Genomic DNA, 23,951 nt, shown 5'->3' with positions numbered 1-23,951 from the left:
CGGGAGCGGCGGCCGCCGGTACGGTGAGCGGGTGACCAGAGCCCGAGCATGACCGCCTCCGCCGACCCCGCCGAGACGCGCCGCCGCGCGGTGCTCGTGGTGGCCGTCCTCGCCTCCTTCGTCGCCTTCCTCGACGGCACCGTCGTCAACGTCGCCCTGCCCGCCATCACCCGCGAGCTCGGCGGCGGGCTCGCGGTGCAGCAGTGGGTGGTCGACGGGTACCTGATCACGCTCGGCGCGCTGATCCTCGTGGCCGGCTCGCTCGCCGACCGCATCGGCCGGGCCCGCAGCATGACCATCGGCCTGATCGGCTTCGGCGTCACCTCGCTGCTGTGCGCGCTGGCCCCCACCGCCGAGGTCCTCATCGTGGCGCGGATGCTCCAGGGCGCCGCCGGCGCGATCCTCGTGCCCAGCTCGCTCGCCCTCATCATCGCGACCGTCCGCGGCGCCGCGCAGGCCCGGACCATCGGCGCGTGGACGGCCTGGACCGGCACGGCGACGATCGCCGGCCCCGTGCTCGGCGGCCTGCTGGTGGACGCGGGCTCGTGGCGGTACGTCTTCGCGCTCAACCTGCTGCCGATCGCGGTGACCCTGGTCCTGCTGCGCAGGCTCGGCGCGGTCGACTCGGGGACCCGGGTGCCGATCGACGGCGTCGGCGCGGTGCTCGGGGTGATCGGCCTGGGAGGGCCGGTGTTCGCGCTGATCGAGCAGGAGCGGCTCGGGATCCAGCATCCGCTCGTGCTGACCGCCCTGATCGGGGGAGTCGCCGCCCTCGTCGCGTTCGTCGTGTGGGAGCGGCGCGCGGCGCATCCGATGCTGCCGCTGTCGCTCTTCGCGTCGCGGAACTTCACCGTCGGCAACGTCTCGACGGCGTTCGTCTACGGCGCGCTCTCCTTCGGCTTCTTCGCGCTGGGCCTGTTCCTGCAGCAGACCCTGGGCTTCTCGGCGACCCTGGCCGGGCTCGCGACGCTCCCGCCGACGATCCTGCTGCTCCTGCTCTCGCAGGTCTCCGGGTCGTTGTCGGCGCGGTTCGGCCCGCGGCTCTTCATGGGCGTCGGACCGCTGATCGCCGCGGCCGGGTTCCTCCTGCTCTCCTTCGTCGACGAGGGCGCCGACTACGCCACGCAGCTGCTCCCGGGGATCCTCCTCTTCGGCTTCGGCCTCGCGGTGACGGTCGCCCCGCTGACCTCGACGATCCTCGGCGCGGTCGAGGACGGGCACAGCGGAGTCGGCTCCGCCGTGAACAACGCCGTCTCGCGCATCGCCGGGCTGGTCGCCATCGCCGCGACCTCGCTCGTGGTCGGCGACTCGCTCGACGTCGAGGGCTTCTCCCGTGCCGCCGTCGCGACCTCCGCCCTCCTGGTCGCCGGCGGCGTCGTCTCCCTCCTCGGCATCCGCAATCCGGCTCCCGCCGACCGCTGACGACTGCTCGGGGAGCGTCTCCGACCCCCGTCCGGGGTGCGGCGCTCCGTGTTCACGCGGTGTCCGCCGATCCTTCGACGGAACGTGGATGAAATAGTTGTCGCTACATGGAATACTGGTCGACGTCGATGCGCTTGCATACATCGGACGGGGACGCTCTCCCCGCGACGACCGTCACACTCGAGGAGAAACCATGACCGACACCGTCACCATCCCCGGCTACAAGGCCGGCACCTGGGTCATCGACCCCACCCACAGCGAGGTCGCGTTCAGCGTCCGCCACCTGATGATCAGCAAGGTCAAGGGCAAGTTCGAGCGCTTCACCGCCACGTTCACCACCGGCGAGAACCCGCTCGACTCCAAGGTCGAGGCCACCGCCGAGGTCGCCTCCGTCAACACCAACGAGCCCAACCGCGACGGCCACCTCCGCACCGGCGACTTCTTCGAGGCCGAGCAGTACCCGGAGATCCACTTCGTTTCGACCGCCGTCCGCCCGAACGGCGACGACTTCCTCGTCGACGGCGAGCTCACCATCAAGGGCACCACCAAGCCCGTCACCTTCGAGGTGGAGTTCGGCGGCTTCGGCACCGACCCCTACGGCAACTACAAGGCCGGCCTCACCGCCAAGGCCACCATCGACCGCACCGACTTCGGTCTGACCTACAACGCGGCCCTCGAGACCGGTGGCGTGCTCATCGGCGAGAAGGTCACCATCACCCTCGACCTGCAGGCCGCCCACCAGGCGTAGTCCGAGCCGATCGACCGGAGCCGTCCCTCCCCCCGGGGAGCGGACGGCTCCGTCGTTCCCGGAGCCGGTGCGGGATCAGAGGATGCCGAGCTCCGTCAGCTGCTCGGAGATGCCCGCGCCGTCGGGCGCGAAGACCCAGGTCGTGCCGCTGGTCAGGGAGCGGTCCTCGGCCTTGGAGCGGCCTCCCGCGAGCACCGCCTCGCCGGTGGAGAGCTGGCGGATCGCGATCGCCGCGACCTTGTCGGGGTGCTCGTCCGCGAAGTCGGAGTAGATCTCCTCGTCGTGCTGCCCGTCGTCGCCGACCAGCAGCCAGCGCACGTCCGGGAACTCGGCCGCGAGTCGGCGGAGGTTCATCTCCTTGTGCTGCTTGCCGCTGCGGAACCAGCGGTCGTGCGTCGGGCCCCAGTCGGTCAGGAGGAGCGCTCCGGCCGGGTACAGGTGCCGCGAGAGGAATCGGGTGAGCGCCGGGGCGACGTTCCACGCGCCGGTGGAGAGGTAGATGACCGGGGAGCCCTCGTACTGCCGGGCGAAGCGGTCGAGGAAGACCGCCATGCCGGGCGTGGGCATCCGGGCGTGCTCGTCGAGCACGAAGGTGTTCCAGGCGGCGACGAAGGGGCGGGGGAGCGCGGTGACCATCACCGTGTCGTCCACGTCCGACACGACGCCCAGCCGCGCCTCCGGACGCACGATGAACACGGGCGCCTCGACGGGCTTCGAGCCCGCGGTCGAGAAGGTGATGGTGTGCCAGCCGGGCTCGAGCGTGATCGGGAGATCCGCGTCGACGACTCCGCCGCGATCGGCCGTCACCCGGTGGGTCTGCCCGTCGGCCTCGACGGTCACGACGGCCCCGCTCACGAAGACGCTGGTGAAGCTCCGCCAGCCGCGCACGCCCTCGACGGGGCGGACCTCCTCGACTCCGGGAGGGGTCGGCCGCGTGTAGAGGACGCGGGCCAGGACGCGCAGCTGCGTCGTCGAGCCGTAGCCGGTGTAGGGGATGACCCTCGGGACGTAGCCCTTGCGCTTCACGCGCCTCATCCGGAAGGAGTGGAGTCGGTCCTCGAGGCGGGCGGCGCGGTGCATGACCTCCGCCTTGCCCGCGCTCAGGGGCTTGCTCTCAGGCGTCAGCGGCATCCGCCCAGTCTGTCAGACCGGATGCCGGACCGCGGATCGCGCTCTCACGCGATCGTCAGGCTCCGGTCGGCTCGATCAGCTCGGGGCCGTTCGCCGAGACGGAGCCCACGGCCGCACCGACGCCGTGCACCTCGAGCTCCTCGGCCAGCTCGGCCGCGCCCTCGGCGGCCGCGCGCAGCAGCTCGCCGTCCCCGGGGGAGGCCGGGTCCAGCCAGTCCTCGATCAGCTCCGGCTGCAGCAGCACGGGCATCCGCTCGTGCACCTCGGCGAGCGGCCCGACGGAGGGGCGGGTGAGGACCGTCGCCGAGAGCAGCCACGGAGAGCCCGGCTGGGCCGAGCGCCACCACTCGTAGAGACCGGCGAAGAGGAGGAGCGAGCCCTCGCCCGGCGAGACGTAGACGGGGGCCTTCGCCCCGTCCGCGCCGACCCGCCACTCGTACCAGCCCGAGGCGGGCACGATCGCGCGCCGGGAGGCGTAGGACTCGCGGAACGACGGCTTCTCGGCGACGGACTCGATCCGCGCGTTGAACAGCGGCGGCCCCGCGGACGGGTCGGCGGCGGAGCGGGGCACCAGGCCCCAGCGGGCTCCGGCGAGCCGGCGCCGCGGCGGGCTGCCCTCCTCGACCCCCTTCATCGACTCCGCGACGACGGCGATCCGCTGGGTCGGCGCGATGTTCCAGGACGGCTCCGGCAGGTCGGCGCCCGGCTCGTCGATGTCGAAGAGCGCCACCAGGTCGGCGGTGGTCTGCGAGAGGACGAAGCGTCCGCACATGGTTTCTCCCGGGTGGATCGGACCCGCGGAGCCGTCGCCCTTCCGGGGGCGCGAAACACGAGGGACTTTCGATGAGACGACCCCGACCGGCGGTCGCCGTGCGTACGATTGTAGGAACCACGACCGAAGGAGCCCGCCGTGCCTCTTGGAAACCTCGTCGATCGACCGTTCGGTGAATCGTCCCAGGTCCGCAACGAGCCGGTGCAGGTGCGCAGCGCCGCCCGTCTCGCCTCGCTGCTCGACGCGGCGGCCGCCGTCGTCGACGAGGTCGGCTTCGACCGCCTGACCACGGCGATGGTCGCCGAGCGCGCGGGAGCCGCGATCGGCACGGTCTACCGCTACTTCCCGGACCGCATCGCCGTCCTCCAGGCGCTGCGCGAGCGGGCCCTCGAGCGCTTCCGCCGCCGCGTCATCACCGAGATCCGCGACACCCACCCGGGCAACTGGTGGGGCGCGGTCGACTGCGCCATCGACGCCTTCTGCGAGATGCACCGCAACGAGCCGGGCTTCCGCTCCATCCGCTTCGTCGACACGATCCACGCCCCCGAGGTCGCGGGCGAGGCGTTCGAGGCCGGCTTCTTCGCCCGCCGCTTCGCCGAGATCCTCGCGTCCGAGTACGGCCTCCCGGGCGGCGCGCAGCTGTCCTTCCGCCTCGAGGTGACCATCGAGGTCGCGGACGCGCTGCTCACGCGCGCGTTCCTCATCGACCCCAACGGCGACCAGCGCTTCATCGACGAGAGCCGCTCGCTGCTGCGCCACTACATGACCTCGCACTACGGAGCCGTCGAGGAGTCCTGACCCGCCCGGGCTGTCAAGGCCCTAGTCGCTCCCGGAACATCCCGCAACACTTCGCGGTCCGGGTTGGCAGGCGGCTGCTATTGGTGTTTTCCTTGCCGCCTGGCCCCGTTCGGGGCCGCGGGCCGTGCAACGGCCGGACGCGCGGAGCGAGAGCGGGCACAGTCGTGGACCAGGGACAGATCGGCGCGCACACCGCCGGACGGCGGGCGGCCTCGTGATCGAGTTCCGCAACGTCAGCAAGCAGTACCCGGACGGCACGCGGGCGGTCGACGACTTCTCGCTCGTGCTGCCCTCCCGGCAGACGACCGTCTTCGTCGGCTCCTCGGGCTGCGGGAAGACCACGATCCTCCGCATGATCAACCGGATGATCGAGCCGACCTCCGGCACCATCGAGATCGACGGCGAGGACATCTCCTCCCTGCCCGCCGTCGCGCTCCGCCGCCGCATCGGCTACGTGATGCAGAACTCCGGCCTGCTGCCGCACCGCAAGGTCATCGACAACATCGCGACCGTGCCGCGGCTGAACGGGGTCGCCAAGAAGCAGGCGCACGCCCGCGCGCTCGAGCTGATGGACACGGTCGGACTGGACCGTGCGCTCGCCGCCCGGTACCCCAGCCAGCTCTCCGGCGGCCAGCAGCAGCGCGTCGGCGTGGCGCGCGGCCTCGCGGTCGACCCGAACATCCTGCTGATGGACGAGCCGTTCGGCGCGGTCGACCCTCTCGTGCGCGCCGACCTGCAGCGCGAGACCCTGCGGCTCCAGGACGAGCTCGACAAGACCGTGGTCTTCGTCACCCACGACATCGACGAGGCGTTCCTCCTCGGCGACCAGGTCGTCATCCTCGAGAAGGGCGGCCGGATCGCGCAGAAGGGCTCGCCCGCCGAGATCCTGGCGAACCCCGCGAGCGAGTTCGTCGCCGGCTTCGTCGGTGCCGACCGCGGCAAGCGCTCGCTCCGGATCGAGGAGCGCGACGGCGCCCGCATCGTGGTCGACGGCGACGGGCGCCCGACCGGAGTGCTGCGCGCGCAGGACGGCCCCGCCGCGTGAACTGGGTCGTCAACAACACGGACGCGATCGTCGCGAACCTGCTGGCGCACCTGGCCCTGTCGGTCCCGCCGATCCTGCTCAGCTTCCTCGTCTCGCTGCCGTTCGGCTGGTTCGCGAACCGCTACCGCTGGAGCCGCGGCACCCTGCTGACAGGGCTCGGCGTGCTCTACGCCATCCCCTCGCTGGCCATGTTCATCCTGCTGCCGGTCCTGCTGGGCATCCCGCTCCGCTCGACCGCCAACGTGATCACGGGCCTCACCCTCTACGGCGTCGCGCTGATGGTCCGCACCACCTCGGACGCACTGGGCGCGGTGTCGGACGACGTCCGCCAGTCGGCGACCGCGATGGGCTACTCCGGCTGGGCGCGCTTCTGGCGGGTCGAGTTCCCGCTGGCCGGTCCGGTCCTGCTCTCGGGCCTGCGCGTGGTCACGGTGAGCACGGTCAGCCTGGTGACGGTCGGCGCGGTGCTCGGGATCCAGAGCCTCGGCCTGCTCTTCACCGACGGCTTCCAGCGCGGCATCACCGGTGAGATCGTCACGGGCATCGTCCTCACGATCGTCCTCGCGCTGGTGCTCGACGGACTGCTGGTGCTGATCGGCCGTCTCCTCATGCCCTGGACGGCTCTGGACCGCGCGCGCCGCTCGCGCAGACCGGGCGCGGTCGAGAGGGCGGTGACGTCGTGAACCTCATCGCCGAGGCCTTCGCCTGGATCGCCGACCCCGCGCACTGGACCGGGGTCTACGCGATCCCGACCCGCGTCGCCCAGCACGTCGGCATCAGCCTGCTGGTGCTCGTGATCGCGGCCGCGATCGCGATCCCGATCGGCTACCTGATCGGGCACACCGGGCGCGGCAAGGGCATCGCCGTGCCGGTCGCAGGCGGCCTGCGCGCCCTGCCGACGCTGGGCGTGCTCGTCCTCGCGGCGATGAGCCTGGGGCTCGGCCTCGGCGCTCCGGTGATCGCCCTCGTCGTGCTCGCGATCCCGTCGGTGCTCGCCGGAGCGTACTCCGGGCTCGAGGCGGTCGACCGCCGCACGGTCGACGCGGCGCGCTCGATGGGCATGACCGAGTGGCAGATCCTGACGAAGGTCGAGATCCCGCTGGGGCTGCCGCTGCTGATCGGCGGGCTCCGCTCGGCGGCGCTGCAGATCATCGCGACCGCCACGCTCGCCGACTACATCGGCGCCGGCGGCCTCGGGCAGTACATCTTCCGCGGAGTGAAGTCGGGGGACTACCCGCAGATGCTCGCCGGCTCGATCCTGGTGATCGTGCTGACGCTCCTCAGCGAGGTCCTCTTCGCCCTCCTCCAGCGGCTCGCCGTGCCGCGCGGAGTCGTGCTCGGCCTGGCCGGCACCGCCGGCCGCACAGGTTCCCGCGCTTCGTCGCCCCGACGACGCGCGGTGATGGGAATCCCCATCGAAGAAGGGAAATAGCAATGTTCACAGCACATTTCACGAAGGGCCGTGTCGCGCTCAGCGCACTCGCGGTCGGTGCCGTCGTGGCACTGGCAGGGTGTTCCTCGAGCGATCCGCTCGATGAGGGATCGGGTGCGACTGCGGGCAGCGAGACCATCGTGGTCGGCTCGCAGGACTACTACTCGAACGAGATCCTCGCCGAGATCTACGCGCAGGCGCTGGAGAACGACGGCTTCACCGTCGACCGCCAGCTGCGCATCGGCCAGCGCGAGATCTACCTGCCCGAGATCGAGAGCGGATCCATCGACGTCTTCCCGGAGTACGACGGCAGCCTCCTGCAGGCGCTCGAGCCCGACGCGACGGCCACCACCGCCGACGACGTGTACTCCGCGCTCGGCGACGCGCTGCCCGACGGCCTCCGCGCCCTCGACGCCGCCGAGGCCAGCGACCAGAACTCGTACACCGTCACCCAGGCCTTCGCCGACAAGTGGGACCTGACCGACATCGCGTCGCTCAAGAACGTCACCGACCCGATCGTGGTCGGCGGCAACTCCGAGCTGCAGACGCGCCCCTACGGGCCCGACACCCTGCAGTCGAAGTACGGCATCACGACCACCTTCCAGGCGATCGAGGACAGCGGCGGATCGACCACCGTCGACGCGCTCACCAGCGACCAGATCCAGCTGGCGAATGTCTACACGGCCGACCCGAACATCCAGAAGAACGACCTCGTCGCTCTCGAGGACCCGGACGGACTGTTCGTGGCCGACAACGTCGTGCCGATCGTCTCGAGCAAGATCACGGACGACGCGGCCGAGGTGCTGAACGCGGTCAGCGCGAAGCTCACGGCGGACGACCTCGTCGCCCTCAACTCCGAGAGCGTCAACGAGCAGAAGTCCGCGTCCGCGATCGCGGGCGAGTGGCTGAAGTCGGCGGGTCTCGTCGACTGATCCTCCCCGGATCCACGCCCGGAGGCGCGTCACTCGTCGAGGTGACGCGCCTCCGCTCTGTTCAGGAGCTTCTTCCCGAGGAGCACGAGCAGGGCGAAGACGACGATGACGCCCACGAAGACGTAGCCGGCGCCGTGCAGGCTCTCCGAGAGCTCCCGGTAGCTGCCGGCCGCGGCCGCGCCGACGCCGACGTAGGCGGACGACCAGAGCACGCACGCCGGGATCGTCCAGGCCATGAAGGTCCGGTAGCGCATCCCGCTCATCCCCACCGTCAGCGGGATCAGCGAGTGCAGCACCGGCAGGAATCGCGAGAGGAACACGGCGAACCCGCCGCGCCGCGCGAGGTAGCGCTCGGCCTTCAGCCAGTTCTTCTCGCCGAGCCGGCGTCCCAGACGCGACGCGCGGATCCGCGGCCCGAACCAGCGGCCGAGGTAGAAGCCGACGGACTCGCCGCAGAGGGCGCCGATGACGACCGTGACGGCCAGCGCCACGAACTGCAGCGGGCTGGTCACGCCGGTCGCGCTGACGATCACGATCGTGTCGCCGGGGACGACGAGGCCCGCCAGGATCGTGGTCTCGAAGAAGATCGCGAGTCCGGCGAGGAGCGTCCGCCAGACCGGGGGGACGCTGACGACGAAGTCCAGGATCCCGGTGAGGGTGTCGTTCACCGGGCGCCCCCGCCCGCCGCGGACTCGATCGGGGGCTGGGGCCGACGGCGGCTCCGGATGCTCGGCATGGCTCGATCGTAGGGGCGCACGGCTGGGCGGCGGCAGGGCTGCGCCCCGGAGGCCGGTGGACGCCGAGCGGTCAGGGGACGGCGACGAGCGCGGAGGCCGCCGGGCCGGTGCCGTTCGCCGTGACCGCCTGCACCGAGAGGGTGTAGCTGCGGCCCGGGACCAGCTTCGTGAAGGTCTGCGAGCGCTTGGTCGCGGCGACCACGGCGCTCCAGGCTCCGGCTCCGCTCGTGTCGGACCCGTCGCGCGACACCCGGTACCCGGTGACCGCCGAGCCACCGGTCCCCGCGGGGGGCGACCACGCGAGCGTCGCCGTGCCGTCCGAGCCCGCCGTGGCGGTGACCGCGGTCGGCGCGCCGGGGAGCCCGGCGGCGACGAGGGTCGCCGTCAGCGTGGTGCTGCTCCCGGGAGTGACGACGCTGTGCGAGGCGGCGCCGCCGTCCGACCAGGACGAGAACCGGTAGGCCGTGCCCGACGCGTCGGTCTGGTCCGGGACCTCCAGCTGGAGGGCCGAGCCCGCCCACGACACGACGGTCGTGCCTCCGGCGACCTCGGTGCCGTTGACGACGACCGTCCGGCCGGCGGGAGCGGTGGCCAGGGTGACGGAGACCTTCTGCGGGGAGAGCGTCCGCGTCGCCGTCGTCGACACTCCGCTCGAGTCCGTCGCCGTGACGCTGATCAGGAGGTCGCTGTCCGCGGCGGCGGCGAGGTCCTCCGGGCCGGGGGCGACGAAGGAGAGGTCGTTCCCCGTCAGCGGCCCGAGGAAGGGATGCGTGTGCTGAGCGTGGCGGCGCTGGACGGTCCAGGTGAGCGCTGAGGCGGGCAGGACGCCGTCCTCGGCGTCGGTCGCCGTGGCGCGGAGGCCGTAGCTCCGGCCCGTGACGAACATCCCTCCGTCGGCGGGTGCGGTGATGCTCACCGTCGGGGCACTGTCGCCCGAGGTGATCCTCGTCGTCGCGGGGGCGGAGACGGCTCCCTTCGGATCGCGGACGCGGAGGGACGCGGTCCAGCTGCCGGCGGCGTAGCTGTGGGTGAAGGTCGGGCCGGTCGTGATGCGGTCGGGGGTGCCGTCGCCGAACGACCATAGGTAGGTCAGGGCACCGCCCTCCGGGTCGCTGCTGCCCGAGCCGTTCAGCCGCGCGGCGAGAGGAGCCGCGCCGGAGGAGGGGGCGGCGGTGAGGGCCGCGGTCGGAGCGCGGTTCGCCGCGGCGGTGTAGGCGAGGCGCCGGACCTCGCCGCCGTTCGCGTAGCTGGTGTAGAAGAGGTCCTGGGTCCCGCGCGAGGGACCGAAGGCCATGGCGACGGCGCTGCTGCCGCCGAGGCCGGTCACGAGGTCGCCGGCCGCGCCGGTGCGGCCGAGGGTCCGGATCTTCCCGCACACGTAGTCGCCGAAGAGGTACGCGCCGTCGTAGGCGGCCGGCCAGACGCCGCGGGGGACGTAGGCGCCGCCCGTGATCGAGGCGCAGCCGCTGCTGTGCGCGTAGTCGTGGACCGGGTCGGTGAGCCCGGCGGGCGCCGCGGCTCCGCAGTTCGAGGCCGAGCCGGTCTTCGCGCAGTGGCCCTCACGGGTGTTCCAGCCGTAGTCGGCGCCGGCGACGCCCTGGTCGATCTCCTCCCAGGCGTCCTGGCCCACGTCGTTGATGCGGAAGACGGTGCCGGTCGCGTTCGGGTCGAAGGCCATCCGGAACGGATTGCGCAGGCCACTCGCGAAGGTCTCGCGGCAGCGCAGGCCCTCGGCGGCCGGGGCGAGCCGGCAGGAGGCGGTCCCGGTGCCCAGGTAGGGGTTGCCGGCCGGGACGCCGCCGGTGAGGGTGATCCGGAGGATCTTGCCGTTCAGGATGTTCGGGTCGCGGGCGGCGTCGTTCCGGCCGCCGCAGCCGCTGCCGCCCGGCGAGCCGACCCCGCCGCGGTAGTCGCAGCCGCCGTCGCCGACGCTGACGTAGAGCAGGCCGTCCTTGCCGATGGCGAGGTCGCCGCCGTTGTGGTTGCTCGCGGGGGAGTAGATGCCGTCGAGGAGGACGCGCTCGGAGGCCGGGTCGATGCGGTCGTCGGTGCCGAGCTGGAACGAGGAGACGCGGTTGCGCGGGGCTCCCGCGGGGTTCACCGTGCCGCCGGCGTTGGTCGGGCAGGAGGAGTCGGAGCCCTTCGCGGTGTAGTAGACGACGACGGTGCGCGAGCCCGGTGCCGGGTCGACCGCGAGGCCGAGCACACCGCGCTCGCCGTTGGCGCAGACCTTCGAGCGCAGGTCGAGGGCCGGGGTGGCGATAAGGCTGCCTCCGCGGATCACCCGGATCGCTCCGGTCTGCGAGGAGACGAGGGTGCGCCCGTCGGTCGTGAAGGCGAGGGCGGTCGGCGCGGGGACGGCCGCCACCCGCGAGTCGGTGAAGCCGGCGGGCACGACGGGAGCGGCGGACGCCGGACCCGCGGGCCCGGCGACGAGCGCGGCGGCCGTGATCGCCAGGACGGTGAGCAGGGCGAGACCGCGGGGGCGGATCCTCGAGCGGGGCATCGGTGACTCCGAGACGGTCGGCGCTGCTGAGCGAGCGGCGGTCTGCGGCGGTGCAGAGGGCGCTGTCGGCGATGACGCGGGGCCAGGATAGGCGCGCGCGGCGGAGGGGCCGTGTCCCCCTTCAGGGTCAACACTGGGGGCTCCGGGCGCGGTGTCCCCGGGCCGCTCACGTCGAGCGGGCCGCAGTGCGCCGGCCCGCCGGCTCACTCCAGAGCGGGCAGGACCACCGCGCGGACCGCCTCCGAGAACCGGGCGTAGCCGGCCTCGTCGAAGTGCAGGCCGTCGTCGACGAAGAGGGAGGGGTCGACAGAGCCGTCGGAGGTGACGAGCGCGTCGGCGGTGGGGACGAAGGTGACGCGGTCGTCCGTCTCGGCGTAGGCGCTGACCGCGGTGTTGGCGGCGCGGACCTCGGCACCGACGGAGGCGCGGGCGGGCGTCTCCGCGATCTCGACGTAGAACAGCTCGGCGTCGGGGGCGACCTCCTCCACACGCTGGAGGTACTCGACGACGGCGCCGGCGGTCTGGGCGCCCGTGCGCGAGCCCTCCTCGCCGCTGATGTCGTTCGCCCCCACGTACACGATCACGGCGCGCGGATCGAAGGGGGCGACCATGCGGTCCAGCCACGCGAGGTGATCGGCGACGGTCGTGCCGCCGATCCCGATGTTGTAGGTCTCGAGCGGGCGCAGGTCCTCCTTGGAGGTCGTCCAGCGGCCGATCGTGGAGCTGCCCGTGAGGACGATGCTGTGCTGCGGGAACCCGGCGGCGAAGCGCTTCTCGAGACCGGCGACGCGCTCGGCCATGTCGACGGAGGAGGTCGGGCCGGGGTCGGGGGAGCTCGCGGCCGGAGCGCCCGCGCCTCCGCTCCGCGAGGCGAGCGAGAGGGCGATGCCCGCGCCGGCGAGGACCAGCGCGAGCACCAGCAGCGCGACCAGGAGGCGGAGTCGGATGCGGCGGGCGCCGGGGGCGGAGCCGGGGGGCGTCGCTCGAGTCATGGCTCGATCTTCGGGCATCGGCGGGGGCGCGTCGTCCACGAGGAGGCCGTCCGAGGACCCGCGCACCTGTTGGCCGTCTCTCCGTCACCGGATCGCCGTGATCGGATCCGTGCAGAACATCACAGAGGATGCACAGCCGTGCGACACTTGCACATCGCCATCGTCATCGTCGCCGCCGGCCGACTTCCGATGGACGATCACGACGAGGACTCATGGCACGCGCACGCATCACCTGGGTGGACACGGCGAAGGGCATCGCGATCATCCTGGTCGCCCTGGCCCACTCCGTGCAGTGGACCACGACGGCCGGGATCGCCCCCGACTCGTGGAACGAGATCAACCTCCTCCTCATCACCTTCCGGATGCCGCTGTTCTTCCTCGCCTCGGGGCTGTTCGCCGGCTCCGTGCTCACCCGGTCGTGGCCGGAGCTCTGGCGTTCGCGGCTGAGCCTGCTGGTCTGGGCCTTCCTGCTCTGGTCCGTGGTGCGGTTCCTCTTCTTCCTGGTGGTGCCCAACCCGGGCGGCACCGACGAGTCCGACCCTCTCGCGCTGCTCCTCCAGCCGGTGATGCCGCACAACGGGCTCTGGTTCCTCTACGCGCTCACGATCTTCTTCGTGGCCGCCAAGCTCGCGCAGGGCCGGATCGACTGGCGGGTGCAGATCGGCATCGCGACCGCGATCGCCGTGGTCTGGTACGCCGTCCGCTCCAGCACCTCCGAGGGCACCGGGAACATCGCCTGGGACGGCATGGCCCGCTACCTGATGTTCTTCCTGCTCGGCCTCTACCTGCGGAACGCGGTGATCGCGTTCGTGGAGCGCCGCGGGATCGTCAGCGGAGTCGGCTTCGGCGTGCTGTTCCTCGTGCTCGCCGGCGTGATCCTCGCCGTCCGCGCCCGCTTCCCGCTGCTGACGATCGGGCTGGTCCTGGTGAGCGTGCTGGCGGTCCTCGCCGGGCTCGTGGTCGCCCGCTTCCTCTCGAACCGGCGCGGCGCGGGCTGGATCACCTTCATCGGCCGCAACACGCTCCCGGTGTACGTGGTGCACGTCCTCTTCGTCTCGCTCGCCACGAGCGCCCTGCTGCTCTTCGACGGAGAGCGCTGGCTCGACGTCATCGGGCCGGTCGTGCCGCTCCTGGTCTGCGCGATCGGTGTCGCGGCGGCGCTGGGCTACTGGCGCCTCACCCGCGACCTGCCCGTGCTGAAGTACGGCTTCCAGGCGCCCGCCTGGTTCTCCGGCTCCCGCTCGCGCGTCGACGCCGGCTGACCGCGGAGCGCCCGCCGACGGCGCCTCGGCATCGGCCCCGGGATTCTCTTCACCGGGCGAGTCCGTCGATGCGTCGCGCGGTGAACGGATTCCCACGGCCGACCTCGCGGATGTGCGCCTGGCAATCAGCTGAAGGCCCGTGAGAGGAAGTCTCCGCGCTCCGTGGCCCGCCTGATCGCTCGGCGTCGAGAGGCCGGCGGCGGCGCGTCCGACGGAGGCGAGCCCCGCTCGGCAGTCGTCGCGCGGTGGACTCCCTCGACGTCGAGAGGGACTGTCTCGACGTCGAGCGACCGGTCGGCGGGAGTGCTCGGAGGGGCGTCCGGGGCCACCCCGGAAAGGGTGCCGCCCAGAGCTCGCGTAAGGCCGCACATCCGCCCCAGTACTGGGATCGGGGGCCGTCGGACCCCTCCCGCCCACCTACTCTCGGAGCTGTGAACGAACTCCTGGACCCGCTCCTGCTGTCGAGATGGCAGTTCGGTCTGACGACGATCTACCACTTCCTGTTCGTGCCGCTCACGATCGGCATGGCGCTCACCGTCGCGATCTTCCAGACCTGCTGGGTGCGCACCGGGAAGGTGCACTACCTGCAGCTGACGAAGTTCTTCGGGAAGCTCTTCCTGATCAACTTCGCGATGGGCGTCGTGACCGGGATCGTCCAGGAGTTCCAGTTCGGGATGAACTGGAGCGACTACTCCCGCTTCGTCGGCGACGTCTTCGGGGCACCGCTGGCGTTCGAGGGCCTGCTCGCCTTCTTCCTCGAGGCGACCTTCATCGGCCTCTGGATCTTCGGCTGGGACAAGCTGCCCGAGAAGCTGCACCTGGCCACCATCTGGCTGACCACGCTGGGCACCACGCTCTCGGCCTACTTCATCATCGCCGCGAACGCGTTCATGCAGAACCCGGTCGGCTTCCGCATCAACGAGACCAAGGGCCGCGCGGAGCTCACCGACATCTGGGCACTCCTGACCAACAAGGTCGCGCTCGCCGCCTTCCCGCACACGATCTTCGCCTGCTTCATGGTCTCGGCCGCCGTCATCATCAGCGTCGCGGCCTACCACCTCTCGCGGAACCAGCACCTCGAGACCATGCGCCCCGCACTGAAGTTCGGCGCCTGGATGATGCTCGTCAGCGGCGGCCTGACCCTGTTCACCGGCGACTCGCTCGGCCTCGCGATGGTCGACACGCAGCCGATGAAGATGGCGGCCGCGGAGGCGCTCTACAGGACCTCCACGGGCGTCGACGCCTCCTTCTCCGTCTTCACCTGGGGCACGCCGGACGGCTCGAGCGAGCTGTTCTCGATCCGCATCCCCTACCTGCTCTCCTTCCTCTCGACGCACACCTTCACCGGCACGGTCGAGGGCATCAACGACCTCCAGGCGCAGTACACCCAGGTCTACGGACCCGGCGACTACACGCCGATCATCTGGGTCACCTACTGGTCGTTCCGCTGGATGATGGCCCTCGGCGTCCTGGCCATCGGCGTCGCCGCGGCCGGCCTCTGGTTCACCCGGAAGGGCCGCGAGCCGAAGCAGTGGATGTGGAAGGTCGCGATCTGGGCCGCCCCGCTGCCGCTGATGGCGATGATCGTGGGCTGGGTCTTCACCGAGATGGGCCGCCAGCCGTGGCTCGTGTTCGGACTGCTGAAGACCGCCGACGGAGTCTCGCCCGGAGTGAGCGGCCTCGAGGTCCTGATCTCGCTGCTCGCCTTCACCGCGATCTACGGCACGCTCGCCGTGGTCGAGTTCCGCCTGATCAAGCGGGCCGCGCAGGCCGGCCCCGACGACGCTCCCGAGGTCGACGAGGAGAGCGGTCGCCCGCAGCTCGTCGGCACCGTCTACTAGGAGGCACCCCTCATGGATCTCGCCGTTCTCTGGTTCTGGATCGTCGCGTTCTTCTTCATCGGCTACTTCGTCCTCGACGGGTTCGACTTCGGTGTCGGCATGTCGCTCCCGTTCCTCGGGCGCGACGACACCGACCGCCGCGTGCTGATCAACACGATCGGCCCGGTGTGGGACCTGAACGAGACGTGGGTGATCGTCGCCGGCGCCGCCCTGTTCGCCGCGTTCCCGGAGTGGTACGCCACGCTCTTCAGCGGGTTCTACCTGCCGCTTCTGCTCATCCTGCTCGCGCTGATCGCCCGCGGCGTCTCGTTCGAGTACCGGCACCAGCGTCCGGAGGCGCAGTGGAAGCGTCGCTTCGACACGATGATCGTCGTCGGCTCCGCGGTGCCCGCCTTCCTCTGGGGCGTGGCCTTCGCGAACATCGTGCAGGGCGTCCCGATGGACGCCGACCACAACTACATCGGCACCGTCCTGGACCTGCTGAACCCCTACGCCCTGCTGGGTGGAGCGACGACCCTCCTGCTCTTCTTCACGCACGGAGTCGTCTTCGTCGCCCTGAAGACGGAGGGGGAGATCCGCGAGCGTGCGCGCCGCCTGGCGACCCGCGCGGGGCTGCTCACCGTGGTCGTCGCCGCGGTCTTCCTGGCCTGGACCAACCTCGGCCAGGGGAGCACCGCCTCCTGGGCGCTCTCGGCGGGCGCGGCCGCGACCCTCGTCGGCGGCTGGCTTGCGATCACGCGGGGCCGGGAGGGACGCGCCTTCGCGCTGCTGGCCGGCACCATCACGCTCGCCGTGCTCGCCCTCTTCGCGACGCTGTTCCCCGCGGTGATGCCGGCCTCGAACGTCCCCGCCTACGGGCTGACGATCGAGAACGCCTCCAGCACGCCCTATACGCTGACGGTCATGAGTTGGACCGCCCTGGTGTTCGTGCCGCTCATCGTCGGCTACCAGGCCTGGACCTACTGGATCTTCCGCAAGCGCATCAGCCGCGCGCACATCCCGGTCGACGCCCACTGACGTGAAGCCCCTCGATCCGCGCCTGCTCCGCTACGCCCGGGCGGCCCGCGTGTTCCTCCTGCTCGGCGGGGCGCTCGCGCTGGCCAGGACCCTGGCGATCGTCGCCTTCGCGTGGCTGGTGGCGCAGCTGGTGGCCGGTGCGGTCGACGGGAGGAGCGCCGACGACCTCGCGCCGCTGCTGGCCGCCCTGCTCGCGGTCGTCGCGGCGCGGGCGGCTCTCGCCTGGGCGACCGAGGTGAACGCGGTGCGCGGAGGAGCAGGAGCGAAGGCGCAGCTGCGGCAGGCGGTCCTCGCCGCACTGGTCGAGCTCGGCCCGGCGGGCCGCTCCGAAGGGGGCTCGGGCGGGGTCGTCGCGCTGCTGGGCGGCGGACTGGACTCCCTCGACGGCTACTTCGCCCGCTACCTCCCGCAGCTGATCGCCACCGCGGTGGCGACGCCGCTCCTGACGCTCGTGGTCTTCCTCGCCGATCCGCTCAGCGCGGTGTTCCTGGTGGTGACCCTGCCGCTCATCCCGGTGTTCATGGTGCTGATCGGCTGGGCGACCCAGGCCGTGCAGGCGCGGCAGTGGGAGCGGCTGCAGGCGCTCGCTTCCGGCTTCGTCGACACCGTCGGCGGCCTCGCGACGCTCAAGATCTTCGGGCGGGCCGAGCGGCAGGCGACGCGGATCCGCGCGCTGACCGAGGACTACCGCGTGCACACGATGAAGGTGCTGCGGGTGACCTTCGTCAGCGGCTTCGTGCTGGAGCTCGCCGGCTCGCTCTCGGTCGCGCTGGTCGCCGTCTCGATCGGGCTGCGGCTCGTCGACGGCTCGCTGGGGCTGGCCGTCGGGCTGTTCGTCCTGGTGCTGGCGCCGGACGTGTTCCTGCCGGTGCGCCAGGTCGGTGCCGAGTTCCACGCGGCGGCCGACGGGGTGCAGGCGGCGGACCGCGCCTTCGCCGTCCTCGAGCGCGCGGCCTCGCTGCCCCCTCGCGGGACGGCTCCGGCGGCGACGGGGGCGCTCGAGCTGCGGGGTCTCGCGGTCGACGACGGACGCGGGCGGACGCTCGCTCCTGTCGACGCGGTGCTCCCCGTCGGGTCGATCACCGTGGTGACCGGGCCCAGCGGATCCGGGAAGTCGACGCTGCTCGCCGCGCTCGCGGGCTTCGTGCCCTTCTCGGGCACGCTGCTGCTCGGCGGGTCGCCGGTCGCGGATCTGCGGTCGACGCTCGCCTGGGCGGGCCAGCGGCCCGACCTGCTCCCGGGGAGCGTCGCCTCCGCCGTCGGGCTCGGAGCGCTCTCGCCGGACCCCGAGCGCGTGCGGCGGGCCCTGGCGATCGCCGCGGTCGACGTGGACCCCGAGCGCCGGCTCGACGCCGAGGGGACGGGCCTCTCGGGCGGGCAGAGCGCCCGCGTCGCCGTCGCCCGCGCCGTGCACCGCCTGCTCGAGCGCGGGTGCGCGGTGCTGGCCCTGGACGAGCCGACCGCCGCCCTCGACGAGGAGTCCGAGCGGGCGCTGCTCGCCGGACTCAGGACGCTGGCGGAGAGCGGGACGATCGTCGTCGTCGCGAGCCACCGGCCCGCGACCGTCGCGGCGGCCGACGCCGTGATCGCCCTGGCGCCGGCGGGGCGGTCGTGAGGTGAACCGCTCCGACGTCCTCCGCGCCGCGATGCCCGGGCCGCGCCGCTTCCTGCCGGGTCTGTCCTTCGGGCTGCTCTCCTCCTCCGCCGTCGTGGCGCTGCTGGCCTGCTCGGCCTGGCTGATCGTCCGCGCGGCCGAGCAGCCGCCGATCCTGTTCCTCTCCATGGCCGTCGTAGGCGTGCGGGCGTTCGCGCTGGCGCGGGCCTTCTTCCGCTACCTCGAGCGGCTGACCGGCCACGACGCCGCCTTCCGCGCGCTCGCGGAGCTCCGGGCGGGCGTCTACGAGCGCCTGGTGCCGGTCGCACCGGACGGGCTGGGCCGCGTGCGCCGCGGCGACCTGGTCTCCCGGGTGGTGGCGGACGTCGACGCCCAGCAGGACGTGCCGCTGCGCGTCGTGCAGCCGCTGGTCGTCGCGGCGCTGGTCGCTGCGGTCTCCGTGGTCGGCGTCTGGCTGCTGCTGCCGGCGATGGGCGCCGTGCTGCTGGCGCTGCTCGTCCTCGCCTTCGCCGGCGGGGCTCTGGGCGCCGGCCGGCTCTCCGCGCAGGCGGATCGCGAGCTGGCGCCGCTGCGCGGGGAGCTCGCCGAGCGCCTCAACCTGCTGGTCACCCGCCTCGACGTGCTCATCGCCTTCGATGCGGCGGGTGACGCTCTGGCGGACGTGGCACGCGCGGAGGAGTCGCTCGCCCGGGCGGCGCGTCGGCGGGCGGCCTCCGCCGGACTGGCCGCGGCCGTCCTCGCCCTCTGCTCGGGCGGTGCGGTCTGGGCGGGCCTCGCGCTCGGGATCCCGGCGATCGGCGACCTCGGCGGTCCGGCGCTGGGAGTCGTCGCGCTCGTGCCGCTCGCGGTCTTCGAGGTCGCCGCCGCCGCGCCGCTCGCCGTGCAGGCGGCGCGCACCGCGCTCTCGAGCGCTCAGCGCCTGGCCGATCTGGACGCCGAGGCGGCATCGCCGGCGCTCGCGACCGACGCGGACGTGGACCCGGACGCCTCGGAACCCCGGGGCGCCGGCATCGTCCTGCGCGACCTGTCGGTGAGCTGGCCCGGCGCGCACACGCCCGCGCTGCGGGGCGTCTCGCTCGACCTGCGGGAGGGTGCGCGCGTCCTCGTCACCGGCGGCAGCGGGTCCGGGAAGACCACGCTCGCGCACGCTCTGGTGCGCTTCCTCGACCACTCCGGCAGCTACCTCCTGGGCGGAGTCGAGGCGCGCACGCTGCCGCAGGCGGAGGTGCGGAAGCGGGTCGGGCTCGTGGAGCAGCAGCCGTACCTCTTCGACGACACGATCCGGCAGAACCTCCTCTTCGCGCGGCCCGAGGCCGATGGCGCCGTGCTCGAGGCGGTGCTCGAGCGGGTCGGGCTCGGGCCCTGGGTCGCTGCACGCGGCGGGCTCGACGCGCGGGTGGGGGAGCGGGGCTCGCTCGTCTCGGGCGGCCAGGCTCAGCGGATCGCCCTCGCACGCGCACTCCTGGCCGACTTCCGGGTGCTGGTGCTGGACGAGCCGACGGCGTCGGTGGACGCTCCCGTGGCCGACGCCCTGCTCGGGGATCTGCTCCGCGCCGCCGAGGGGCGGACGGTGGTCCTGATCGCGCACCGGGTCGATCCCGGCCTGGAGTTCGACACGCGGATCCGGGTGGCGGACGGCACGGCGGCTCAGGAGCACCGGGCCGCCTGAGCAGGCGCCCGGCTCCGCGGGGCGGTCGGTCCGAGCGGCCGGTCAGCCGTGCTCCGTCGGGACCGAGGCCCGCGCCAGGGCGGCCGCGCGCGCCAGGCGCCCGCCCTCCGCCCCCCAGCGGTCGAGGACCGCGTCCGCCCGGGTCCGCGCCGCACCGCGCAGCCCTGCCAGGAGCGGAGCGACGACGTCGCGGGCCAGCGGGTCGCTCAGCTCGTCCACGCGGGAGTCGCGGACGAAGCCCTCGAGCCGGGTGAGGTCGGAGCCGCGCAGCCACTCGGCTCGGGACTGCAGCAGCACGACGGCCGCCAGCCGCGGCTCGAACACCGCCGGCTCCCACAGCTCGGAGGAGAGGGCGGTCACGTCGTCGTGCTCGAGCGAGCGGAACTTCCTCAGCGCGTCGCGGACGGTGCCGCGGACCGCCCCGACCGAGGCGCCTGTCGAGTCGAGCCCTGATCCCAGGCGCTCGCGCACGTCCTGCGCGCGCCAGACGTCGCCCTCGTACTCCAGGGCCGAGCGGATGAAGTCGCCAGGGTCGCTCACCCCTCCATCATGCGTCGCGCGTCAGCCCCGGCTGGCCCAGACGGCCCGTCCGATGCCGTCGTACTCGACGAGGCGGCCGTCGTTCTGCAGTACGAGGCGGTAGGGCGCGACGACGCCGCTCTGGCCGATGCCGAAGGAGATCCTCGGGAACCGCAGCCAGAGGATCCGGGAGTCGGCCACGTCGAGCCGGCCCTCGGAGCTCATCGAGAAGGCGGCACCGGAGGCGGAGGAGGTGTTCGTCGCCCAGTCCGCACCGCTCGGCCCGTAGACGACGAAGTTGCCGTCGCGCTGCATCTCCGCCCGCCACTGCCCGCTCGCCGAGGTCAGCCGCGTGCCCGCGACGACGAGGCCGCTCGGGGAGAGCGAGTCGCGCACGACGAGCGCGGCACTGCTCCAGAGGACGCCGGAGTCGTCCGCGATCCGGAGATCGCCCTCGCGGAGGACCATCGTGGCGCCCGGCTCGCCGGAGGTGTCCGAGGCCCACAGGGGCGCGCCGTCCGCGGTGTAGACCACGGCGTTCCCGTCGTCCTGCATCCGGAGGACGTTGCCCCGGCCGCGGGTGCCGCTCGCCCAGAGAGCCCCGCCCTGCCCGTAGACGACGAGGTTGCCGTCCGCCTGCATCACCGCCGTGGTGCCTCCCGGGGTGGCGAGCCGGTTCCCCGCGTAGAGGGTGCTGCCGCGACGCAGGGTGTCGGTGCGCGGTTCGTCGATCCGGCCGCCGATGCTGCTGGCCCAGGCGGCCGAGCCGCTGCGGCGGTAGATCACGAGATTGCCGTCGTCCTGCATCCGCAGTTCGCCGCCCGGGTCGGCCACCGTGCCGGTCGCCCAGACCGGGCGCCCGTCCGTGGCGTACACGACGAGGTTGCCGTCGTCCTGCATCCGCAGGCTGTCGCCGCGCCCCTGCGTGCCCGAGGCCCAGGTGGGACGGCCGCCGGCGGCGTAGACCACGGCGTTGCCGTCGGTCTGCATCACGAGGGAGGAGGCGCCGTCGGGGGACACCAGGCGCTCGCCGCGCGCGAGCTGCTCGCCGGCACGGAGGACCGCGGCGGAGGCGACGGCGGAGGACGCCGAGGGCCGGGCCTCGACCGCGGCGGCGGGCAGCGAGCCCAGCAGGAGCGCGCTCGTGGCGGCGAGCGCCGCGAGGGAGGCGGTCAGGGAGCGGCCGGAGGGGAGGTGCGTCATCGCAGGGGTCCTGTCGGGGAAAGCGGCGGGGTCGGGGGAATCGTCCCACGGCGGGGGAGACGACGACGCCCCCCGGTCCGGGGACCAGGGGGCGTCGTGGCGGAGGGGCGTCAGCCGCGGCTGGCCCAGACCGCGCGGCGGCTGTCGTACTCGACGAGGTTGCCGTCGTCCTGCATGACGAGCTTGTAGGGGCCGACCGACGCGGCGGGCGGGACGACCGACCATCCGCTCGTCGTCTCGGTGCCCACGGCGATCTGGCCGCTGGTGTCGAGGGCGAAGAAGCCGCCTGCGCGGGTGGTCTTCGACGCCCAGATCGGGCCGTTCTTGCCGTAGACGACGAAGTTGCCGTCCGCCTGCATCACCGCTCGGTAGACGCCGTTCGCGGAGCGGAGGAAGCTGCCCGCCTCGAGCGAGTTCGCCGCGTAGAGCGTGGTCGAGGGGAAGGCGGCCTGGCTGGTCCAGATCACGTCGTCGGACGGGTTCACGATGATGAGCGAGCCGGCGTTGTTGATGCCCAGGCGGAGGTCCTTTCCGCGCGTGCCCGAGAACCACTTGACGGAGCCGTCGGAGCCGTAGATGACGGCGTTGCCGTCCTTCTGCATGGTGATGCGGTTGCCGGAGCCGCCGGTGCCGGTGCCCCAGACGGCGCCCTGGGGGCCGTAGCCGACGAAGTTGCCGTCGTTCTGCATGACGGCGCTGAAGCGGCCGTCGGCGGAGGTGAGCTGGTGGACGGGGCGGAGGGTCTGCTCCGTGAACAGCGTGTCGGTCACCGGCTCGGCGATGACGCGGCGGACGCTGCTCGCCCAGGCGGGCGAGCCGTTCTCGCGGTAGACGACGAGGTTGCCGTCGGGCTGCATGATCACCGAGGCGCCCGCCTCGTTGATCGTGTTCGTGCTCCATACGGGGCCGCCCTTGGCGGAGTAGACGACCATGTTGCCGTCGGTCTGCATGACCAGGTGGTCGCCGCGGCCCTGGGTGTTCGTGGCGAAGGTGGGGCGGCCCTGCGGGTCGTAGACCACGGCGTTGCCGTCGGTCTGCATCCGGAACGAGTAGCCGTTCGTGCCCGAGACGATCCGCTGTCCGGCGGCCAGCTCCTCGCCGCCGACGAGGGCGTTGTAGTAGCTGACGGCCGCGCGGGCGGTCTGCTGGGCGGCCTCGGGCGACTCGCTCGCGGGAGCGAGGCCGGTCGGCGCCTCCTCGGAGGAGGACAGGGGCTTCTGCGGGTTCTCCGCGGCGAGGGCCGGGGTCGCGCCGAAGAGCAGGGCACCGGTCGCGACGAGCGCGATCAGCCCGGAGGCGAGGGGGCGTGGTGCGCGAGCTCCGGATCGACCCAGGGCAGCTCGATCGAGCGGACGTGCCGATCCTCCGAGACCACTGGGCTAGCGTAGGCGGTCGTGGACGGCGAGCAGGTTCGGGAGTGGGACGGGCGGGCCCTGACGAGCGTTCCCGAGCCGCCCGGCACCTCCCTGGACGCGGCCGACTCCTGGCTGGTGGACGAGGGACGCGTCCGCGGGCTCGACCTGCACCGCGAGCGGTTCGCCGCCTCCGTCGCTTCGGCGGGCGGGCACCCGGACGTCGAGCCGTTCCTCCACGCCGCGATCGCCGCCCTGCCCCGCGAGGGCCGCTCCTTCCCCCGCGTCGAGCTCTCGGGAGGCGCCCTGCGGCTCCGGCTGCGATCCGCCCCGCCGACGACCCGCTCCGTGGTGCTGTGGACGAGCCCCGTGGATCCGCGCCGGACACCGTCCTGGAAGGGGCCGGACATCGCACGTCTTGCCCTCCTGCGGACGCGCGCGCACGCCGCGGGAGCGGACGAGGCCGTGCTGCTCGACGCCGAGGGCGCCGTCATCGACGGAGCGAGCAGCGCGATCCTGTGGTGGCTGGGCGACGCGCTGGTCGTCCCTCCGGCGACGAGCACCCGCGTGCGCAGCGTGACGGCCCGCACGGTCTCTGTGCTCGCCGGCGCGCTCGGTGTGGACGTGATCGAGGCCCCGGCCGAGCCGGCGTCGCTGGAAGGCCGTGAGGTCTGGACGGCCAACGCCCTGCACGGTCTCCGGCTGGCGACCGCCTGGGTGGACGGACCGGCGCTCGCCGCGGAGCCGGGCCGCCTGGACGCCTGGCGGAAGCGGCTGGACGCTCTCAGGCGGCCCCTCCCGGCGCTCTGACCCGCGGAGGACCTCAGCTCCCGCGCGTCCCCCAGACGGAGGGCCCCCGTTCCGGTCGCACTCGTGCGTCCGCCGTGCGAGCATCGAGTACCCCCTCTCCCGGCCCCCGCCGGCCACTCGAGAAAGTCCTGCGATGACGCGTTCCCCC

Annotated in this window: 21 protein-coding genes; 13 read left to right on the top strand and 8 right to left on the bottom strand. The window is 72.7% G+C overall.

Features of this window, described 5'->3' with window-relative positions; genetic code table 11:
• Positions 1-48 precede the first annotated feature (48 nt).
• Positions 49-1,422, top strand: a complete 1,374-nt coding sequence (locus C5C27_RS01455; protein ID WP_104313319.1) for a DHA2 family efflux MFS transporter permease subunit — start codon at positions 49-51, stop codon at positions 1,420-1,422.
• 193 nt (positions 1,423-1,615) lie between these two features.
• Entirely contained in the window at positions 1,616-2,170 is a 555-nt protein-coding gene (locus tag C5C27_RS01450; RefSeq protein WP_104237910.1) for a YceI family protein, read from the top strand.
• Between the two features lie 75 nt (positions 2,171-2,245).
• Here C5C27_RS01450 and C5C27_RS01445 read toward each other — a convergent pair whose 3' ends face one another.
• Positions 2,246-3,301, bottom strand: a complete 1,056-nt coding sequence (locus C5C27_RS01445) for an App1 family protein (RefSeq protein ID WP_244229442.1) — start codon at positions 3,299-3,301, stop codon at positions 2,246-2,248.
• A 55-nt stretch (positions 3,302-3,356) separates the two neighbouring features.
• Entirely contained in the window at positions 3,357-4,073 is a 717-nt protein-coding gene (locus tag C5C27_RS01440) for an SOS response-associated peptidase (RefSeq protein ID WP_104237911.1), read from the bottom strand.
• 138 nt (positions 4,074-4,211) lie between these two features.
• Between C5C27_RS01440 and C5C27_RS01435 the strand changes: the two genes are divergently transcribed.
• From C5C27_RS01435 to C5C27_RS01415, 5 genes are all read left to right on the top strand, one after another.
• A complete protein-coding gene (locus C5C27_RS01435) occupies positions 4,212-4,871 on the top strand; it encodes a TetR/AcrR family transcriptional regulator (RefSeq protein WP_104223107.1) in 660 nt (219 codons plus the stop codon).
• Between the two features lie 214 nt (positions 4,872-5,085).
• Positions 5,086-5,916 (top strand): ABC transporter ATP-binding protein, encoded by an 831-nt coding sequence (locus C5C27_RS01430; protein WP_104225631.1) that lies wholly within the window; start codon positions 5,086-5,088, stop codon positions 5,914-5,916.
• Positions 5,913-6,599 (top strand): ABC transporter permease, encoded by a 687-nt coding sequence (locus tag C5C27_RS01425; RefSeq protein ID WP_104313317.1) that lies wholly within the window; start codon positions 5,913-5,915, stop codon positions 6,597-6,599. Before C5C27_RS01430 ends, C5C27_RS01425 begins: the two co-directional genes overlap by 4 nt.
• Complete coding sequence (locus C5C27_RS01420; protein WP_104225632.1) at positions 6,596-7,348, top strand: ABC transporter permease; 753 nt, start codon at positions 6,596-6,598, stop codon at positions 7,346-7,348. Before C5C27_RS01425 ends, C5C27_RS01420 begins: the two co-directional genes overlap by 4 nt.
• 2 nt (positions 7,349-7,350) lie before the next feature.
• Positions 7,351-8,280: an ABC transporter substrate-binding protein gene (locus C5C27_RS01415; RefSeq protein WP_104223111.1), complete on the top strand. Its 930-nt coding sequence runs from the start codon at positions 7,351-7,353 to the stop codon at positions 8,278-8,280.
• 29 nt (positions 8,281-8,309) lie between these two features.
• Here C5C27_RS01415 and C5C27_RS01410 read toward each other — a convergent pair whose 3' ends face one another.
• From C5C27_RS01410 to C5C27_RS01400, 3 genes are all read right to left on the bottom strand, one after another.
• Positions 8,310-8,948, bottom strand: coding sequence for a DedA family protein (locus C5C27_RS01410; RefSeq protein WP_104313315.1), 639 nt, complete (start codon positions 8,946-8,948; stop codon positions 8,310-8,312).
• Between the two features lie 139 nt (positions 8,949-9,087).
• Entirely contained in the window at positions 9,088-11,523 is a 2,436-nt protein-coding gene (locus C5C27_RS01405) for a PQQ-dependent sugar dehydrogenase (protein ID WP_181133414.1), read from the bottom strand.
• Positions 11,524-11,726: 203 nt separating this feature from the next.
• Positions 11,727-12,515, bottom strand: coding sequence for a GDSL-type esterase/lipase family protein (locus tag C5C27_RS01400; protein ID WP_181133413.1), 789 nt, complete (start codon positions 12,513-12,515; stop codon positions 11,727-11,729).
• Between the two features lie 212 nt (positions 12,516-12,727).
• On the opposite strand from C5C27_RS01400, the gene C5C27_RS01395 reads away from it, so the two are divergent.
• The 5 genes from C5C27_RS01395 to cydC all read left to right on the top strand — a co-directional run bounded on the left by C5C27_RS01395 (position 12,728) and on the right by cydC (position 19,919).
• Positions 12,728-13,777: an acyltransferase family protein gene (locus C5C27_RS01395; RefSeq protein WP_181133412.1), complete on the top strand. Its 1,050-nt coding sequence runs from the start codon at positions 12,728-12,730 to the stop codon at positions 13,775-13,777.
• A gap of 431 nt (positions 13,778-14,208) precedes the next feature.
• Positions 14,209-15,618: a cytochrome ubiquinol oxidase subunit I gene (locus C5C27_RS01390; protein WP_104237916.1), complete on the top strand. Its 1,410-nt coding sequence runs from the start codon at positions 14,209-14,211 to the stop codon at positions 15,616-15,618.
• Positions 15,619-15,630: 12 nt separating this feature from the next.
• On the top strand, positions 15,631-16,635 hold the full coding sequence (gene cydB / locus C5C27_RS01385; protein ID WP_104313309.1) for a cytochrome d ubiquinol oxidase subunit II: 1,005 nt from the start codon (positions 15,631-15,633) through the stop codon (positions 16,633-16,635).
• A 1-nt stretch (position 16,636) separates the two neighbouring features.
• Positions 16,637-18,250 (top strand): thiol reductant ABC exporter subunit CydD, encoded by a 1,614-nt coding sequence (gene cydD, locus C5C27_RS01380; RefSeq protein WP_104313307.1) that lies wholly within the window; start codon positions 16,637-16,639, stop codon positions 18,248-18,250.
• A gap of 1 nt (position 18,251) precedes the next feature.
• A complete protein-coding gene (gene cydC / locus C5C27_RS01375; protein WP_104313305.1) occupies positions 18,252-19,919 on the top strand; it encodes a thiol reductant ABC exporter subunit CydC in 1,668 nt (555 codons plus the stop codon).
• A gap of 42 nt (positions 19,920-19,961) precedes the next feature.
• On the opposite strand, the gene C5C27_RS01370 is transcribed toward cydC, so the two are convergent.
• The 3 genes from C5C27_RS01370 to C5C27_RS01360 form a co-directional block, all read right to left on the bottom strand.
• Positions 19,962-20,459, bottom strand: coding sequence for a DNA alkylation repair protein (locus C5C27_RS01370; RefSeq protein ID WP_104313303.1), 498 nt, complete (start codon positions 20,457-20,459; stop codon positions 19,962-19,964).
• 21 nt (positions 20,460-20,480) lie between these two features.
• Complete coding sequence (locus C5C27_RS01365; RefSeq protein ID WP_181133411.1) at positions 20,481-21,641, bottom strand: hypothetical protein; 1,161 nt, start codon at positions 21,639-21,641, stop codon at positions 20,481-20,483.
• A gap of 110 nt (positions 21,642-21,751) precedes the next feature.
• On the bottom strand, positions 21,752-22,681 hold the full coding sequence (locus C5C27_RS01360; protein ID WP_104313299.1) for a hypothetical protein: 930 nt from the start codon (positions 22,679-22,681) through the stop codon (positions 21,752-21,754).
• A gap of 354 nt (positions 22,682-23,035) precedes the next feature.
• Here C5C27_RS01360 and C5C27_RS01355 point away from each other — a divergent pair, with 354 nt between their 5' ends.
• A complete protein-coding gene (locus C5C27_RS01355) occupies positions 23,036-23,803 on the top strand; it encodes an aminotransferase class IV (protein ID WP_258066468.1) in 768 nt (255 codons plus the stop codon).
• Positions 23,804-23,951 lie beyond the last annotated feature (148 nt).

The sequence above is a fragment of the Rathayibacter sp. AY2B7 genome (assembly GCF_002931635.1).
GTDB lineage: Bacteria > Actinomycetota > Actinomycetes > Actinomycetales > Microbacteriaceae > Rathayibacter.
The sequence above is the reverse complement of the archived record's forward strand: the minus strand, read 5'-3'. Positions and strand labels throughout refer to the sequence as shown.

Excerpts from the sequence above, each read along its gene's own strand:
- C5C27_RS01455 (WP_104313319.1), top strand. The coding sequence starts at position 49 with ATGACCGCCTCCGCCGACCCCGCCGAGACGCGCCGCCGCGCGGTGCTC.
- C5C27_RS01450 (WP_104237910.1), top strand. The coding sequence starts at position 1,616 with ATGACCGACACCGTCACCATCCCCGGCTACAAGGCCGGCACCTGGGTC.
- C5C27_RS01445 (WP_244229442.1), bottom strand. The coding sequence starts at position 3,301 with ATGCCGCTGACGCCTGAGAGCAAGCCCCTGAGCGCGGGCAAGGCGGAG.
- C5C27_RS01440 (WP_104237911.1), bottom strand. The coding sequence starts at position 4,073 with ATGTGCGGACGCTTCGTCCTCTCGCAGACCACCGCCGACCTGGTGGCG.
- C5C27_RS01415 (WP_104223111.1), top strand. The coding sequence starts at position 7,351 with ATGTTCACAGCACATTTCACGAAGGGCCGTGTCGCGCTCAGCGCACTC.
- C5C27_RS01405 (WP_181133414.1), bottom strand. The coding sequence starts at position 11,523 with ATGCCCCGCTCGAGGATCCGCCCCCGCGGTCTCGCCCTGCTCACCGTC.
- C5C27_RS01400 (WP_181133413.1), bottom strand. The coding sequence starts at position 12,515 with ATGACTCGAGCGACGCCCCCCGGCTCCGCCCCCGGCGCCCGCCGCATC.
- C5C27_RS01395 (WP_181133412.1), top strand. The coding sequence starts at position 12,728 with ATGGCACGCGCACGCATCACCTGGGTGGACACGGCGAAGGGCATCGCG.
- cydB (WP_104313309.1), top strand. The coding sequence starts at position 15,631 with ATGGATCTCGCCGTTCTCTGGTTCTGGATCGTCGCGTTCTTCTTCATC.
- C5C27_RS01365 (WP_181133411.1), bottom strand. The coding sequence starts at position 21,641 with ATGACGCACCTCCCCTCCGGCCGCTCCCTGACCGCCTCCCTCGCGGCG.
- C5C27_RS01360 (WP_104313299.1), bottom strand. The coding sequence starts at position 22,681 with ATGCAGACCGACGGCAACGCCGTGGTCTACGACCCGCAGGGCCGCCCC.